Origin of the sequence: Tenuibacillus multivorans (assembly GCF_900103915.1) — a bacterium.
Taxonomy (GTDB): domain Bacteria; phylum Bacillota; class Bacilli; order Bacillales; family Alkalibacillaceae; genus Tenuibacillus; species Tenuibacillus multivorans.
In genome coordinates, this window is the sequence record NZ_FNIG01000001.1 from 155043 (window position 1) to 171677 (window position 16635).

16 protein-coding genes are annotated in these 16635 nt (G+C 38.5%); 10 read left to right on the forward strand and 6 right to left on the reverse strand.

Features of this window, described 5'->3' with window-relative positions:
• Nucleotides 1–15: 15 nt before the first annotated feature.
• Nucleotides 16–1200 (reverse strand): carboxylate--amine ligase, encoded by a 1185-nt coding sequence (locus BLP77_RS00790; RefSeq protein WP_093855196.1) that lies wholly within the window; start codon nucleotides 1198–1200, stop codon nucleotides 16–18.
• A 277-nt stretch (nucleotides 1201–1477) separates the two neighbouring features.
• Between BLP77_RS00790 and BLP77_RS00795 the strand changes: the two genes are divergently transcribed.
• Both BLP77_RS00795 and BLP77_RS00800 read left to right on the forward strand, forming a co-directional pair.
• Nucleotides 1478–2488: a TraB/GumN family protein gene (locus BLP77_RS00795; RefSeq protein ID WP_143001379.1), complete on the forward strand. Its 1011-nt coding sequence runs from the start codon at nucleotides 1478–1480 to the stop codon at nucleotides 2486–2488.
• Between the two features lie 89 nt (nucleotides 2489–2577).
• The gene (locus BLP77_RS00800) at nucleotides 2578–3855 is read left to right on the forward strand and encodes a glucose-6-phosphate isomerase (protein ID WP_093855198.1); all 1278 of its coding nucleotides are present in this window, start codon (nucleotides 2578–2580) and stop codon (nucleotides 3853–3855) included.
• 32 nt (nucleotides 3856–3887) lie between these two features.
• On the opposite strand, the gene BLP77_RS00805 is transcribed toward BLP77_RS00800, so the two are convergent.
• Complete coding sequence (locus BLP77_RS00805; protein ID WP_176752909.1) at nucleotides 3888–4745, reverse strand: ROK family protein; 858 nt, start codon at nucleotides 4743–4745, stop codon at nucleotides 3888–3890.
• Nucleotides 4742–6352 carry a glycoside hydrolase family 13 protein gene (locus BLP77_RS00810; protein ID WP_093855199.1) on the reverse strand — a complete coding sequence of 537 codons (1611 nt, stop codon included), beginning with the start codon at nucleotides 6350–6352 and terminating at the stop codon, nucleotides 4742–4744. The genes BLP77_RS00805 and BLP77_RS00810 overlap by 4 nt, the downstream gene beginning before the upstream one ends.
• Before the next feature lie 124 nt (nucleotides 6353–6476).
• Between BLP77_RS00810 and BLP77_RS00815 the strand changes: the two genes are divergently transcribed.
• From BLP77_RS00815 to BLP77_RS00830, 4 genes are all read left to right on the forward strand, one after another.
• Nucleotides 6477–7154, forward strand: a complete 678-nt coding sequence (locus BLP77_RS00815; RefSeq protein WP_176752910.1) for an LbetaH domain-containing protein — start codon at nucleotides 6477–6479, stop codon at nucleotides 7152–7154.
• 91 nt (nucleotides 7155–7245) lie between these two features.
• Nucleotides 7246–8412, forward strand: a complete 1167-nt coding sequence (locus tag BLP77_RS00820; protein WP_093855201.1) for a TraB/GumN family protein — start codon at nucleotides 7246–7248, stop codon at nucleotides 8410–8412.
• A 448-nt stretch (nucleotides 8413–8860) separates the two neighbouring features.
• Nucleotides 8861–9790 carry a stalk domain-containing protein gene (locus BLP77_RS00825; protein WP_093855202.1) on the forward strand — a complete coding sequence of 310 codons (930 nt, stop codon included), beginning with the start codon at nucleotides 8861–8863 and terminating at the stop codon, nucleotides 9788–9790.
• Nucleotides 9791–10105: 315 nt separating this feature from the next.
• Nucleotides 10106–10762, forward strand: a complete 657-nt coding sequence (locus BLP77_RS00830) for a hypothetical protein (protein WP_093855203.1) — start codon at nucleotides 10106–10108, stop codon at nucleotides 10760–10762.
• Here the strand turns inward: BLP77_RS00830 and BLP77_RS00835 are convergent, their stop codons facing one another.
• A complete protein-coding gene (locus BLP77_RS00835) occupies nucleotides 10763–11143 on the reverse strand; it encodes a DoxX family protein (RefSeq protein ID WP_093855204.1) in 381 nt (126 codons plus the stop codon). It abuts the gene before it with no gap.
• 238 nt (nucleotides 11144–11381) lie between these two features.
• On the opposite strand from BLP77_RS00835, the gene rlmN reads away from it, so the two are divergent.
• Both rlmN and BLP77_RS00845 read left to right on the forward strand, forming a co-directional pair.
• Complete coding sequence (rlmN, locus tag BLP77_RS00840; protein WP_093855205.1) at nucleotides 11382–12458, forward strand: dual-specificity RNA methyltransferase RlmN; 1077 nt, start codon at nucleotides 11382–11384, stop codon at nucleotides 12456–12458.
• A gap of 106 nt (nucleotides 12459–12564) precedes the next feature.
• On the forward strand, nucleotides 12565–13284 hold the full coding sequence (locus BLP77_RS00845; protein WP_093855206.1) for a hypothetical protein: 720 nt from the start codon (nucleotides 12565–12567) through the stop codon (nucleotides 13282–13284).
• 41 nt (nucleotides 13285–13325) lie between these two features.
• Here BLP77_RS00845 and BLP77_RS00850 read toward each other — a convergent pair whose 3' ends face one another.
• Nucleotides 13326–13508, reverse strand: coding sequence for an H-type small acid-soluble spore protein (locus BLP77_RS00850; RefSeq protein WP_093855207.1), 183 nt, complete (start codon nucleotides 13506–13508; stop codon nucleotides 13326–13328).
• A gap of 69 nt (nucleotides 13509–13577) precedes the next feature.
• Nucleotides 13578–13769, reverse strand: a complete 192-nt coding sequence (locus BLP77_RS00855) for an H-type small acid-soluble spore protein (protein WP_093855208.1) — start codon at nucleotides 13767–13769, stop codon at nucleotides 13578–13580.
• A 605-nt stretch (nucleotides 13770–14374) separates the two neighbouring features.
• On the opposite strand from BLP77_RS00855, the gene BLP77_RS00860 reads away from it, so the two are divergent.
• Both BLP77_RS00860 and BLP77_RS00865 read left to right on the forward strand, forming a co-directional pair.
• A complete protein-coding gene (locus BLP77_RS00860) occupies nucleotides 14375–15514 on the forward strand; it encodes an acyl-CoA dehydrogenase family protein (protein WP_093855209.1) in 1140 nt (379 codons plus the stop codon).
• Nucleotides 15515–15516: 2 nt separating this feature from the next.
• Nucleotides 15517–16626 (forward strand): CaiB/BaiF CoA transferase family protein, encoded by a 1110-nt coding sequence (locus tag BLP77_RS00865; RefSeq protein ID WP_093855210.1) that lies wholly within the window; start codon nucleotides 15517–15519, stop codon nucleotides 16624–16626.
• The last annotated feature ends 9 nt before the right edge of the window (nucleotides 16627–16635 follow it).

Sequence of the window (16635 nt, forward strand, 5' to 3'; positions counted from 1 at the left end):
AAGGAAGCTTCTCTGCTACCTGTTTGTTACCCTTTTTATTACCTTACGCCCAATCATGCCTGCATATGAAAAAGCTGGCTTAGGATCTTTCCAATCCCAGACCGCATAGGCTTTCTTCTTGAAAAACGAACGAATGATTTGCAATAACGTGAGCTGTTTCGTTTTTAAATAATCGCGAATGGCTAATAAATCCTCGTAAGCATACCAAAAGGTGATTCCTGTGTCCTCTTTAATAGACATTGGTGGTAATGGATCACCAATCAACTCACAGTATGTAATGTAAGGGAAGTTAAGCCCAACTTTTGTTAGCAAGGCATCGAAGTTCGTAAAGCGTACATTTAATTCGATTAAATAAAAGTCGCCCGTATCAGCATCTTTTTTAAATTCAATTTCGACAAACCCTTTAAATCCAATCCCTTCTAAAAATTTCTTCCCAATCTCGTAAAGCTCGGGGAAGTGAAGCTGGTGTGTATAAACGGATGCTCCAAAATTGATTGGATATTGACGTAGCTTCTGAGCGGTTGTCCAATGGGTCACTTTAGCATCCTGATTTAAGTAACAATCAAAGGTATGCATATGATCGTCAAACCCTGGAATAATCCGTTGTACGATGACTTCAAGGTCAGCGTCTTCCGCCTTTTGTAGGGCTTCATCTAATTCCTCTCGACTATATACCTTAAAATTCTTCTGTCTAAACGTTGAAACAAAGCTTGGTGAATCGGTTGGTTTAACAATACAAGGGTATTTAATTTTTTGATCAATTTTTTCATAAAAATCTTCTTCGTTTGTATGAACAGTCTCCGGAACAAGGACACCATGTTCTGTTGCAAGCTCATGAAGTTTTTCCTTGTCCAATGTTTTTGTATATAGACCTTGTTCAGTCTGTGGAATCAAATAATATTTCCTAATTTGATCTAAATATTGATCAATTAGCTCCACATAAGAATCATGGCAAGGCATGAGAACAGGTTTTTTATCTTGTTTTTTAGCATAATCTATTAAAAATTGAATAAATGCTTCTGGTTCATCTTTATAATGAGGTGCGATGAGTTGCTCGTTACAGTATTTGGATTTAGCAGCGTATGTATCATCATCAGAATAATCAATCGCGACTGTATGAATACCGTGGACACCTAAACCTCGCATCACACTTAAAGCTATATAATAATTATTCCCTAAGATAACGGCTTTATGATTCATGTGAGAGCTCCTTTAATTTGTTGAGAAAGCTTGTTTATGATTTAAGCAAGTTTCACTTAAAAGGCTTTCTAATCGAAGAGTTTTTCTTTCTTAAATATTGCCACAGAATGCCTGATATTTCAAGATTTATCGGCCTTTTAAAACGTTTTGGAAATACTGTCATCAGTGTCATTATGTTAAAATATTAATTTTAGGTTACAAGTTGTAGACTTTTTTCCAATTTCGTGGAAGAATAAGGTTAATGGAAATCAACAAGAAGAGAATGGGAGAGAGTAATATGTTGAAAAAGAACATGTTAAAAAGTTTGGCCATCTTTTTTTTATTAATGTTCTTGATGGCTTGTACGTCAGAAGAGGAAACACCTGAGGAAACAGTTCCAGAGGATGTGGAACAAGAGGAATCAGTAGATGAAGAAAACTCTGAAACAGAAGAAGAGGCTGAAGAAGAACCGGTTGGACGAGAGGATGGACCCGGCGGTTTTCTATGGAAGGTAGAGGACGAAGACACGACAGTATATTTACAGGGAACCATTCATGTTGCACCACGTGATTTATATCCGTTACATACTAAGGTCGAACAGGCTTATGAAGAAGCAGATGTTGTAGTACCAGAAATAGATATGAATAACATAGATTTGGGAAAAGCTATGGAGCTTTACACTGAACTTGGTGAATATCAGGATGGTACGACGATTCAAGATCATATTTCACCTGAATTATACAGCGAGTTAGAAGCTACCTTATCTAATTACAATATTGACCCAAATATGGTCAAAACCTATAAGCCATGGTATTTATCTAATACCATCCAGCAGTTAATGGTTCAAGAATTAGGCTATACCTATGGTGTTGATCAATACTTTTTAAACAAGGCTGGTCTAGATGGTAAAGAAATTGTCGCCCTTGAGACGATGGAAGAACAACTAGATGTTTTAGCAAATGCTGCTACAGAAGAGTATCAGGTTGAAATGTTAGAAGAAATGCTCGTCAGTACTGAAACATATCAAGACGATCTTGATGAAATGTTGGATATCTACCGGGAAGGTGATGTCGAAGGTTTACTAGGTACAATGGTTACCGAAAGTGAAGAAGGCGATGAGGATGCAGAAGCGTATTTAACCGCTTTAAATGATGAGCGTAACTATAATATGGCTGATCAAATTATGACTTTCCTAGAGGAAGAAGAGAAAACATATTTTGTGATTGTTGGTGCACTTCACTTAACGTTAGAACCACACATTGGATCTATTTTAGAAGAAAACGGTTATGAAGTTGAACACGTTCACTAATCAAATTGGTTAATCGTCTTACAAGGTTGGCGGTTAACCAATTTTTTCTTATAATGAAAAGAATAACGAAAAAATGAAGGGGCTAATCAATGATACACGTAACCTATTCTGGCGATTACGCAGACATTATAACTCAAGGTAAGGAAGCTGAATTGCGGCATATACATGAAAATTTATATGCTAAAAAAGGGCAAGGTTCTGACTTTTTAGGCTGGTTGGACTGGACTTCTGGACTGAGTGAAGATTTTTTAAATCAATTGAAAACAGCTGCTGAACGTATTCGAAAACAAGCAGATGTGTTAATTGTCATCGGAATTGGCGGTTCATATTTAGGAGCTAAAGCTGTTATTGAAGCCTTACAGCCACATTTTGAAAAGAACCCTGAATTTGAAGTGCTTTTTGCTGGCCATCAAGTCAGTGGTTCGTATTTAAAACAATTAATGAATTATATTGAAGATAAAGAAGTTGCGCTTAATGTCATATCCAAATCGGGAACAACGACGGAACCAGCTTTAGCCTTTCGCTTCTTACAAAAATATATGGAGGATCGGTACGGTAATGAAGCGGCATCGCGTATTTATGTGACGACTGACGCGGAAAAGGGTGCATTGCTATCTTTAGCAAAGGAAAAAGGCTACAACCGATTTGTTGTCCCTAGTGATATCGGTGGTCGCTACTCGGTATTTACCTCCGTTGGGTTATTACCGATTGCGGCTGCGGGTTTTGATACTGAACAATTAGTTAATGGTGCCCATGCCGCGGAAAAAGAGCTCCAAGCATTTGACGTCCATGATAATCCTGCTATTCGCTATGCCGCGGTACGCCACGATTTATATGAGAAAGGCTATACAAATGAAGTGTTGGCCACGTTTGAGCCGAAGTTAAGTTTTGTCCAAGAATGGTGGAAGCAGCTCTTTGGGGAGAGTGAAGGGAAAGATCATAAAGGCATTTTTCCAATCTCCGTAGTGTATACGACCGATTTGCATTCATTAGGGCAATACATACAGGACGGGAAACGCAACTTATTGGAATCCTTTTTAGTTGTAGATGAAGTCGATGAAGATTTAACCGTATTTGAAGCGGAAAATGATGCCGATCAATTAAACTATTTAGCGGGTACATCGTTACATGACTTTAATTTAGTCGCATATAAGGGCGTATCTGAAGCGCACTTATCAGGTGGCGTGTCGCAAATCGGTATTCACATGAAAAAGCTTGATGAGTATCATCTTGGTTACTTACTTTATTTCTATATGTTGTCCTGTGCTTACAGTGCGTATTTGCTAGATATTAATCCGTTTAATCAGCCGGGAGTAGAAGATTATAAAACGGCCATCTTTAGGCTTTTAAAAAAACCTGGGTATTAAAAATCCCGCCTCGCGCGGCGGAATTTTTAGCACTATAATACTAACTGTGCAGCACCGAACATGCCGGCGTCGTTTTTAAATTCAGCGATCTTAACATCGATATCATTTAGAAGCATGGGTTTTAATTGATCAAGTAGGTCGTCCATCCAATAATCGGATGCTTCAGCGACGCCACCGCTTAAGACGACGACTTCCATATCAAAGGTTGCTTGTAATGAACTAATTATAACGGCTAAATCGTAAGTGAATTCGCGGATTAGCTGTTTAGCTTTTGGATCATCGACTGTAAATAACTCCTCTGGTTCATATGGTAGACTGGCTTCCTTAATGCGCCGCCTCAGGGCTGTTCCGGAAACATATTGTTCAAAGCAGCCACGACGGCCACAGGTGCATGTCACACCGTTTGGATAAAGGATCATATGTCCGAACTCAGCCGCACCACCATGGGGGCCACCTGATAATAAAACTTCATCGATAATAGCACCACCGCCCAGACCGGTTCCGAGCGTTAGACAAAGCGTACGATTGTAATCTTTAGCCGCGCCAATACGAGCTTCAGCTAAGGCGGCGCAATTGGCATCATTGTCGACTTCAACTCGCAGGCCAGTGGCTTCCTCTAATTGTGCTTTGACTTCAGTTCCTGTCCAGCCAGGAAGTAAGTCAGTGGCATAGACGACACGGCCATTTTTCGAATCGACAAAGCCGTGCGTCCCAATTCCAATCGCGTCTACGTCTGGATGTTCATCTAATATATTTATAACTTCTTTTTCTAACATGTTGTATAGCGGAAATGTTGTCGGGATTTTTTTATCCAAGTAAATGTTCATCGATTCATCGACGACACCCATCCGTACTTTTGTCCCGCCAATATCTATTCCAAGAACTTTCATGATTGATGACCTCCATTCACATAAAACACAACGGCTTCCCATGGACGTAGAATTAACTTATCCGTTGAGGCTAGCTCTTTATAGTTATGAATTAATACGTCGCCGTCCGGTAAATCAAATTGATGCTCATGCACGCTAAAATTACAATAAACCGTGAGTTTTTCAGCATTTGATTGTCGTTCATAAGCAAAAATGTCTGGATGTTCCCGATAAAGTAAATGAAAACTGCCAGTCGTCATGACGTCTATCGTTTTTCTAAGCTGAATTAACTGTTGATAATGATAAAAAATCGAGTTTTGATTCTGTAAAGCAGCTTCTACATGAATGTCTTTATAATTCGGATTCACTTGTAACCATGGCTCACCAGTTGTAAATCCACCATTAGAGGCGTCAGACCATTGCATAGGGGTACTCGCGTTATCACGCCCCTTAGCATAAATGGACGTCATAATCGTTTCATGATCCACGCCAGCATCATGTTTTGCCTTATACATATTCAATGTTTCAATATCCCTGTAAGCGTCAATCGAGTCAAGGGCGCAATTGTTCATGCCAATCTCTTCGCCTTTATAGATGTAAGGTGTACCTTGCATCATATGTAAACAGGTTGCAAGCATTTTCGATGACTTAACGCGATAACGTCCATCATCACCGAATCTTGAAACAATACGGGGCTGATCATGGTTATTCCAATACAAACTATTCCAGCCTACATCATGTAAAGCATGCTGCCATTTTTCTAAGTTTTCCTTTAAACCAACAAGATCAAGCGGTTTTAAATCCCATTTACCATTCGGACCACCATCTAAATCCATATGTTCAAACGTAAAAATCATATTCAACTCACGGTTGTTGGGATCGGTATATCGTTTGGCATCCTCTGGGGTTGTCCCAGGCATTTCACCAACTGATACACAGTCATATTTGGATAAAACCTCTTTATTCATTTCACGTAAATATTCATGGATGCGTGGGCCGTTCATAAAATACGCGCTGCCATCGCCATTCGGTCCATCAGGAAGCTCAGGGTCCTTCGAAATAAAGTTAATGACATCCATTCTAAAGCCATCAACCCCTTTATCGAGCCACCAGCGCATCATGTCATAAACTTTTTCGCGGACTTTTGGGTTCTCCCAATTTAGATCGGGTTGCTTTTTCGAAAAGATATGTAAATAATATTGACCACGATAGGCATCATACTCCCAGGCAGGGCCACTAAAGAGTGAATTCCAGTTATTCGGTTGGTCCTGCCAAAAGTAGAAGTCATGATATCGTTGAAACCACTCATGTTCATCTGATGTGTGATTCACAACTATATCCATCATGAGCTTCATGTCACGCTGATGAATTTCATCTAGCATTTGGTTAAAGTCTTCCATTGTTCCGAATTCTTGCATAATTTGATAGTAATTTCGTATATCATAACCATTATCATCATTTGGTGAATCATAGATGGGGCTTAACCAAATGATATCGATGCCAAGCTTTTTTAAATAGTCGAGCTTCTGAATAATACCTTGAAGATCACCAATTCCGTCACCATTGGAATCCATAAAGCTTCTTGGGTATATTTGATAGACGGTTGCTGTTTTCCACCAGTTAGACACCGAATCCCTCTCCTTTTTTCTCCTATTCTACCATACGGTCATGGAAGATTCAGCCAGTCTTAAAACATAATCACAAACAACGATTCATAAATATTAGGTGATGAGACTAAAGGGGGAGAGTGTCTTGAACAGATATAGAGGTTTAAGTACTGAAAAATGGAATAGCAGGTATTTAGAGAATAAAGGACAAGCCTTTATGTTTCCTTGTCAGCAAACATTTTACCTAGATCCTAAATCTCGTACAAACAAATCACCACGAGTAAAGGCATCTACATTCATTCAAGCGAATTCATATGTCTTTGGGGACGTGTTAATTGATGAACAAGCCTATATTGGAAAAGAGAATCTGATTATTGCTGAGAGATTATCAAGCTATTATATAGGTAAAAAGACGAATATACAGGATTGTGTTTTACTTTATTGCCAACCAGGAGAACATGTTGAGGTGAACGGGAATCGGTATGGGGTTTATATTAGTGATGAAGTTAGCATTTTAAGTCATACACAACCACATGGGCCACTTTACATTGGTCGAAGCACCTTTATTGGAGAAAGCGTCTCGATATATGGAGCGACCATTGGTGACCATTGTGTCATTATGCATGGAGCTACCATCTCGAACCAGGTAAAAATTGTTGAAGGTCGGTATGTGGCACCGGGTCAATCTATTTCGAAGCAATGTCAAGCCGATCAACTCCCACCCGTTCCCGAAAAATTAAAAGACTTAAATCAAATGATTGTGGACCGTTATCATAGGCTCGTTCAAACCCGTGCTAGACACACACCATTTTTTATATCATAATTTCTTATATAGTTAACAAAATAATTATTCGCTTCACCAAAATAATGATACACTATTTTATGTAGTAAATTTTAAACAAGAGGGTTTGTTTATGTCAGAAGAAAATATTACACGATTTCATTTAGATGGAAAAGAAATTATTCTGATCGGAACTGCACACGTCTCGAAACAAAGTGCTGAACAGGTTAAGGAAGTCATTGAAGCTGAACAGCCTGATTCAGTCTGTGTAGAACTTGATCAACAACGTTTCAAATCCATTAAAGATGATAACAAATGGAAAAATACAGATATATTTAAAGTCATAAAAGAAAAGAAGGCGACTATGTTACTCATGAACATGATGATCTCGTCTTTTCAAAACCGCATGGCTAAACAATTTGGCATTAATCCTGGACAAGAAATGCTTCAAGGGATTGAATCGGCTGAAGAAAATGATGCGAACTTAGTTTTAGCCGATCGTAACATTCAAGTGACGTTCTCAAGAATTTGGCGAAACCTTGGTTTTACAGGCAAATTCAAGCTGTTAATGAGTATTGTTTACAGTATTTTTAATAATGAGGAGATTTCTGAAGAAGAGCTCGAGCGAATGAAGTCACAGGATATGCTGGACTCCGTTTTACAAGAGTTCAGTCAATCTTTCCCACGCTTAAAAGAGCCATTAATTGACGAACGTGATCAATATTTAGCACAAAAAATTAAAGAAGCACCAGGTGATAAAGTCGTTGCGATTCTCGGTGCGGCTCACGTCCCCGGTGTGACAAACGAAATTTATCGTGAACACGATTTAAAACAGCTGTCCAAAGTACCACCAAAATCCAAAAAGCCAAAAATAATTGCCTGGGCAATACCACTCCTGATTTTGTCAGTGATTGTGTATACGTTTTTCAATAATCCATCAGCTGGAATGTATCAGGCGATTTCTTGGATTCTGTGGAACGGATCACTATCGGCGATTGGCACTGCTGTAGCGTTTGGGCATCCATTAGCTATATTAACGGCTTTTCTAGTTGCTCCAATCAGCTCGCTCAATCCATTATTAGCCGCAGGATGGTTTGCCGGATTCGTACAAGCTTTTGTGAGAAAGCCAAGCGTGTCTGACTTTGAAAAACTATCGGAGGATGTTCACACTATCAAAGGCTTTTGGAACAACAAGGTGACACGAATTCTACTAATCGTAGTCATGGCCAATATCGGAAGCTCACTAGGGACCTTTATTGGAGGCGCTGATGTCATTCGTGTGTTCTTAGAGAATTTTTAAGCTAAAAAAAAGCGAGCGAGTATGGCTAAGGGGTTCCGTTTTCTTGGAAAAACCTAATTACACATAAATAAACGCAACATTATTTAACACAAAAACACTAGCATTAATAAAATTGACCCGATGGGATTTTTAATCCTTTCGGGTCTTTTATATACACCAACTTTCGCATAGTAATTTTACGAGAATTTCCCATTTACTAAAATTATAGTAATGGACATTTGGTTTCCAGAAGTTTGTGATTTATGATGTGCATGTGATTCTAGTAACTTTATACAGTTTATTTGTTTGAAATCTTCTGAGGCATTGCATCTAAATCTCCATATATATTCAACAAAAATACTGAAGGTTGTGGTAAGGTTAAATGATAAGTCATTTAACTAACGCTCAGTAATATTTAGGGATAATAGGGAATGCAATAAATTAATCTTATACAAGGGGGAAGAAAAGCTTGAAAAAATTCATCTTAGGTTTAGTAAGTGGTGTAATCATAGCTGGTGGTTCCGTTGTTTATGCAAGTGACAGCATTGAAGCATTGTTGTTTTCAGCAAAGTATGAAATAAACGGTGAACAAGTTGAACTACCAAATGAATATCAAACACTGAATGTTGATGGTCATGCATACGTTCCAATCAGATTCGTTGCTGAAAGCTTGGATTCTTTTGTTACGTATGATGATAACACAAAACGGATAAGTATAGATAACAAATTTGATCTTAATAAGAATGGAATTAGAGTTGGGCAACTAAATGTAGAGTCTAATGAAAATGGCTCAACTGTTAAAGGAAAGCTTTATGTTGGGCAAGATTTTTGGGATAACATTGTAAGTAGCCCTTCTAATCCCAATGCGATGATAGACCCTGGTATTAAATTAGATGTAGGTGGTAATTTACTATTTTTTGATGGGAAAGGCCATTATTTAGGGGAAGTACCAGTTAGCAAAGAAGTAATAGCTAAAGGAGAACAAATTAGAGGTTTTGAAGTAACATCAAATGATAATCTATCTAATTATGAATATGTAATGCTTGCAAAAGAATTTCCTCAACCAAGGGCTTTGCCTGCACCACCTGATATTGGAACATATGATTCTACTGGTCAAGTGGGTGTTGGGGGAATAGAAGTTCGTGAAGATAATGGTTTTTCGGTCATAAATGGCCATATTAGTTTGCAGGTTGATGGTAATTATCAAACGCACATTACTTTAACTTTTCTTGATGAAATAGGTATGGAAATTGGAACTGCTGAACTCGTATCGGATTTACATGGAAGTAATCCCGAAAATGGTTTGAGTATAAGTAAATTCGAAACTGCTGGAAAAGGAGATTTAACAGACTATAAACAAGTAAAGGTCACAATTAATTCGTTGACACCAATAAATTAAACCTAGCCTTCTTTCACAAACGGGTAGTTTAATAAGAAATTTAATTTTCGAATCAGATTCAAATAAACATTTAGTTACAAAAGAGGTGTAAAATTGATTGTGAAAATCATTATGAATTTGCTTGTGATTCTAACATTTCTCCAAAGTAACGGAACCCCTCTGGCTAAGGCCTCACTTTTGTGTTTTCAGGTATAGTAAGCAATTAGTGCCGTGCATCTATAATGATCACGAAACTAATTATCAATAGGCCATTAACTGAACCTGATTCTTTCGCATAAATATAACCATTAGAAACTTTTATAAAAGGTGGTTTCAATGGCAAATAAAAAATTAGCGTTAGCGGCTACGGGAAAAGATGAAGTAGCATTTGAATCTTGGGCGATTCGTGCTGTTGGGAAAGAAAATGCAAAGAAATGGAGTTCAGGAAAAAACTTACTTGAACATCTGGTTCAAGCGAGTAGTGGTGGTCAAGATTGTATAGATAAGTTATACATTTTTTCGCATGCTTGGCCGTATGATGAAAATGGCAACCGTGGAGGTGTCAAAATTGGTGGTCCGGATATCAATGGTTTTTATTTAGATAGAAGGCTTTACGACCATAATGATGCTAGATACCTTAACGATTTAATCCAACTGATCCGGGCAGGTAAGGTTAAATTTTGTTCTGCTGGTGAGGTGTATCTGACAGGTTGTCGTGTGGCATCAAGCCCATTTCCACAGTATTTGGCACGCGTTACCGGTAGTACCATCTATGCAGCAAACGGTTCAAGTTTTCCAAAACCAGGCAATCCCCCGGGAGACAAAACAGGTGAGTGGATCAGTGGTGTCGACCTTTGGGAAGAACAGCAAGCGGCTAAAAAAGGATTGTATGTTGGGTGGTTGAAGTATAGGTACGATTCAAGCACCCAACAGGTAACCGAGGAAAAGGTCGGACAAAAAACGTCTAAAGGCTATGTCCTTGATATTTGGTGATTATGATTTTCTAAAAATATGTCCATCATATTGTTGGAATAGCAAAAATAAAAGTCCGAGCATGATTAAATCCAAACGTGAATGAAATAGCGTGTTGATGATACCTGAGTGTAGCATCGGTAGCTTGGTAATGACGATGGCGCCAATGATGATTATGAGAAGTGGCATGGTCGCGTAGCGAACGTAATAATTTAACACAATAAATAAACCACAAACTATTTCGGCAATTGCCACAACGTACATGAATGTGATTGGATAAGGTAAACCAAGACTAATAAAGTAATCGCTTAATCCACCCCCGAATAGCTTCATGGATGCTGATACGATAAAAGCTAAACCAACTAAATATCGCACGAGAGCTGTCGTTGAAATGTTAACCATATGTTTCCCTCCTTTTTCATAACGTCTGCTTGTCTACAAACAAAGTTTTACTACATCTATATGTAAAAGTTAGACAGGCCATGACTAAAAGACTAACATTACACACTGGAAGACCTTACAACTTGCGATAAAAGCTATTATTCAGTAGTATAGGAAAGGAATAAAGTTATGAGAAAATGAAGGCTTATGCCGTTTGGTGATAAGCCGATTTTTCTTTATATAGAGAGGGTTTTTATCCATGCAAAAAGAGTCAATCTACGGACTGACCTATGAACAATTAAAAGACTGGCTCGTGGAAAGCGGACAAAAACGGTTCCGTGCTGATCAAGTGTGGGATTGGCTTTACCGTAAGCGTGTTAAGTCCTTTTCTGATATGAAAAACGTGAATAAGGAAACGATTCAGTTATTAGAAGATAACTACGTCGTTCAAACGTTAAAAGAAACCATTAAGCAAGAGTCGAAGGACGGTACGATTAAATTTTTATTCGAGCTAGAGGATGGCAACTATATTGAAACGGTGCTGATGCGTTTTGATTATGGTTTATCTGTTTGTGTGACGACTCAGGTAGGCTGTAACATAGGTTGTTCATTCTGTGCGAGCGGTATTTTACGAAAAAATCGTGATTTATCCAGTGGTGAAATCGTCGAACAAATCATGAACGTTCAACACCATTTAGATGAACGTGGTGACCAAGAACGCGTAAGTCATATTGTCGTGATGGGAATTGGTGAACCGTTTGATAATTACAATAATACGTTAGACTTTTTGCGTATTGTCAATGACCAAAATGGGTTATCCATCGGTGCACGTCACATTACGGTGTCCACAAGTGGCTTAGTCGATAAAATTTATCAATTTGCGGATGAAAATTTACAAGTGAACTTAGCATTATCACTACATGCGCCGAATAATGATCTGCGTACACAGATTATGAAAATTAATAAAGCCTTTCCGCTTGAGAAACTGATGCCAGCGATTGATTATTATTTAGAAAAAAACAATCGCCGGATTACGTTTGAGTATATTTTACTTGATGATGTGAATGACCATGTTGAAGAGGCCAATCAGTTAGTCGACTTATTAAAAGATAAGCGTCATTTATCGTATGTGAATTTAATTCCTTATAATCCAGTTGCGGACCACCCATATGAAAGGAGCCGTAAAAAGAACATTTTGAAGTTCTACGAGACTTTATTAGAAAACGGCATTAATTGTGGGGTGCGTGTGGAACAAGGAAGTGACATTGACGCGGCATGCGGACAATTAAGAAGTAAACAAATTGAAAAGGCTAAACGAAAAAAGGTAAACGCATAAATCTTGAGTGTCTGTTGAAACGGTTAGACGAAAGCCGTTAAGACAGGCACTCTTTTTTTGTGCCTTTGCATATGGTATAACAGCAGAAGTCAAAGGAAGTGGTAGATTGGGATTATTTATAAACGGACATTCAAACATATATCAATCCAAACAGCCAATCAATGAGCCAAATCAGGAACAAGTTGTCGTCGATCGGTTTTCAGAATGGGCGAAGCAGCAAAAACGTATCAATCGACGCTTATCCCGCTCTTACAATATGTTGAACCATTTATATGAACGTCATGATAATACGCAAAAAGATATTTTAAGAACTTTAGATGAGAACGAAAAACGTCATGATCATCATGATTCGTTTAAACAACAGGTGTTAAATCGTTTGTCTAAATCAGATCGTAGACAGATGGAAATGGAGGATTGGATGAAACAAGAGGAGCTTGCGAAATCAGAGTTAATGGATGAGTTGAAAAGTTTGCATGACTCCAATCAAGCCATTATTAAGGAGTTAACAAAACAAGATCATTCGAGTGAAGAGCTGGCAGGTCAACTTCATGACATGTTAGAGGTACAACAAAAAATTGCCGAGCAGATAACGAGTCATGACCATCAACAAAAACAAATAGTAGCTCAGCTCGAAAATCAAGAAGCTTTAATTGAAAAAATTGGCCGTCAAATGACGAATTTCCGTTCTATTTTGTATGAAAGAAGTAATCATTTAGCAGAAAAAATTGATGATCAGTATCAGCTTACTTCTGCGTATGTTCACAAACTCTTGACGGGTAAAGAAAACCCATTAACGTTCGTCGTATCTAAAAAGGATGAGGAGTAAGTTAAAGGGAACTCGGTGTTAGTTGCGAGTTCCCTTTAACTTTACTGCTTTTCTCTAATGTTGGATAACTGTACATCAAATTCATTCGCTGGATCATCCAGGTAATAGACACGAGCGACATCATGATCGTCCTCAACATGTTGAATAAAAACCCGTTTGCCGTTAAATTGAACATTGTGAAGCTTTGGTGAGCTTGCGATTTCTTCAGCACGTAAACGTTCCATCTGGGACCTCCTTTAGAGAATCATTTAGTTATCATGAAGCGGATGGGAAAAATCCAACCACTTTACAAACTAATGAATGGGGTCATCCTCATATAATCCACTAAGGTCTACTTCTTGGACATGATCCATATTATCAAGAGGAAAGACGGTTGCTGTACCACTGTTTTCATCTATATCTTGAACATATACCGGAAAACCGCGATATCTCACCTGAATTAAAGATGGTGATTCCACGATTTGCTTGAGTTCTTGTAAATCCACGATGCGAAACCTCCATGATGTTGTTTTATTCTGTTGTGGTTTCTTTAATATTTTTAACTGAACGAGGTAAAATATACCCTATTAAAAAATGCCCATCATTGACATGACAGGGCACACCATTTAAAAGTTATTTCATTTATTGGAAAATTATATACAATTAAGAGCAAGCAGTTATCCGTTTAGCAAGGTAGTAGCTGTAGCCTTCTACCCGTCTTTCAGAGGCGAGAGAGGAGGTGAAAAAATGGATATGAAAGTTGTGTGGGTTTTACATTCTTTGAGTGTATTTGAAATCCCTATCCTTATTGTTCCGTTCATTTTGATTAAAACGGACATAAAGAAACTACCTTGCTCTGGCCAGCAGGGTAGTTTCAAGAAAAACAAACTATAAATTAATCAGCAATACCTTGTTGGCGGATGCTGTGAGAGATGAAATGTTCATGCATTCCATCTCTTTTAATTTTATTATTTGTATTTAATAGTTATAATATACCTTTTTGCCATAATCATGTCAACTAAGATAAATCGACAACTTCCCCTATTTACCCCTGCGTGCGACTGTGATATCTTAATATTAAGAAAATTTAAATAATAGAGGGGAGAAATACATGATAGCGAGATATTTAGAAGAAGAGCACCAGTTATATCGCGATTCCTTACGCAAATTTTTAGAAAAAGAAGTAATCCCATACTTTGACCAGTGGGAAGAAGAACGTTTGATTCCGCGTGAATTGTGGACAAATATGGGTGAAAACGGTTTTCTCTGTCCATGGGTGGATGAAAAGTACGGTGGCCTGAATGCCGATTTTGCTTATTCGGTCGTCTTTAACGAAGAGATTGAACGAGTGGGTACTGGCTTAGTCGGGCTTGGATTACATAATGATATCGTCGTTCCATATTTTGATTCGTATGGAACGGATGAGCAAAAAGAAAGATGGCTGCCGAAGTGTGTTACGGGTGAAAATATTACAGCGATTGCGATGACAGAGCCTGATGCCGGGTCCGACTTGGCGGGGATTAAAGCAACAGCCATCAAACAAGGAGATTACTATGTTTTAAATGGTCAAAAAACCTTTATTACGAACGGTATTCACGCTGATTTAATTTTAGTCGTCGCGAAAACCGATCCAAAGGCTAAACATAAAGGCATTAGTTTATTTGTCGTTGAAAAAGATATGCCCGGTTTTTCACATGGCCGTAAGTTAGATAAAGTTGGCCTTCATTCGCAGGATACCGCGGAACTTTTCTTTGAAGATGTTAAAGTCCCCGCTGAAAACCTGCTCGGTGAAGAAGGGAAAGGCTTTTATTATCTAATGGAAAAACTTCAACAGGAACGCTTAACCGTTGCGATTAGCGCTCAAGTGGCAGCTGAAGAAATGCTTGAGATGACAACGGCTTATGTCAAGGAACGAAAAGCTTTTGGGCAATCGATATCAACGTTTCAAAACATCCAATTTAAAGTAGCAGAAATGGCGACAGAAATTCGAATCGGACGCACGTATTTAGACGATGTGATAGAACGTCATATGAACGGTGAAGAAATTGTCACTGATGTCTCGATGGCGAAGTGGTGGATAACCGATATGGCAAGACGTACAGCCACAACTTGTATGCAATTACATGGTGGATATGGCTATATGGAGGAATACCCGATCGCAAGGCGTTACCGCGATGTTCCGGTATCATCGATTTATGCGGGAACGAATGACATCATGAAAAATATTATTGCGAAGAATATGGGGTTGTAAAGATGCTACAAGGTTTAAGAGTCATCGACTTTTCACAATATCTTCCTGGCCCATTTGCGACATTACGTCTGGTTGATTGGGGTGCCGAAGTGATCAAGGTTGAACCACCTCAAGGTGATCCGGCAAGAGGCATGGCAAAAGAAGCTCTTTTTGCGGTCAATAATCGTGGGAAAAAGAGTGTTGCCATTAATTTAAAAGAAGAAAAGGGACAAAACCTGGCTTTAGACTTAATTAAAAAAGCTGATGTCGTGGTCGAAAGCTTTAGGCCAGGCGTGATGAATCAATTTGGCTTAGGGTATGACCACGCCAAGTCAGTTAATGAGAAAATTGTTTATTTATCACTGACGGGTTTCGGCCAAAACAGTCCATATAGGGATCAAGGAAGTCATGACTCGAATTATCTCGCGATGAGTGGCATGTTAAGTCAATTAAAAGACGTATCGGGAAGACCTATACATCCAACGAACACACTAGCGGATCTAATCGGAGGAATTGCAGCAAGCGAAGCAATTACAGCAGCCCTATTTCAGCGAGAAAAAACAGGAAATGGAACTTATATCGATTTAGCAATGACTGATGCGATCTTTAATATGATGGGAAATCATGTGATGCTATCACTCTTAGCTCAAATTAATTCAGGTATTCCGGTTCTAAATGGTTCATCAGCCAACTATCATATTTATAAGACCAAGGACGAGCGCTTCATGACTTTAGGCGCATTAGAATATAAGTTTTGGAAAAATTTTTGTGAAGCAGTAGGACGAGTTGACTGGCTTGAATCATATCCAGATCACTTAACAGACCAGAATCTATTCGAGGAAGTCGAGCAATTATTTTTAACAAAACCACAGTCGGAATGGACCGAAATTGGTGAAGAGCATGACTGTTGTTTATTCCCTGTTCTTGAAATAGGTGAAGCGGTTAAGAGTGCCTATGTTAAAGAGCGCGATCTTATCAAAAATAATATGTTTGTTCAAACACATTATCAGTCGGCTCAGGATGGTGTAATATCGACAGCTAAGCTTTCTGAGCATACGGATGAAGTTTTATCTAAATTATTGAACAAAGATCCTCAAGAGATTCAACGTCTTCGAACAGATGGTGTTATTTAAAATTTAATG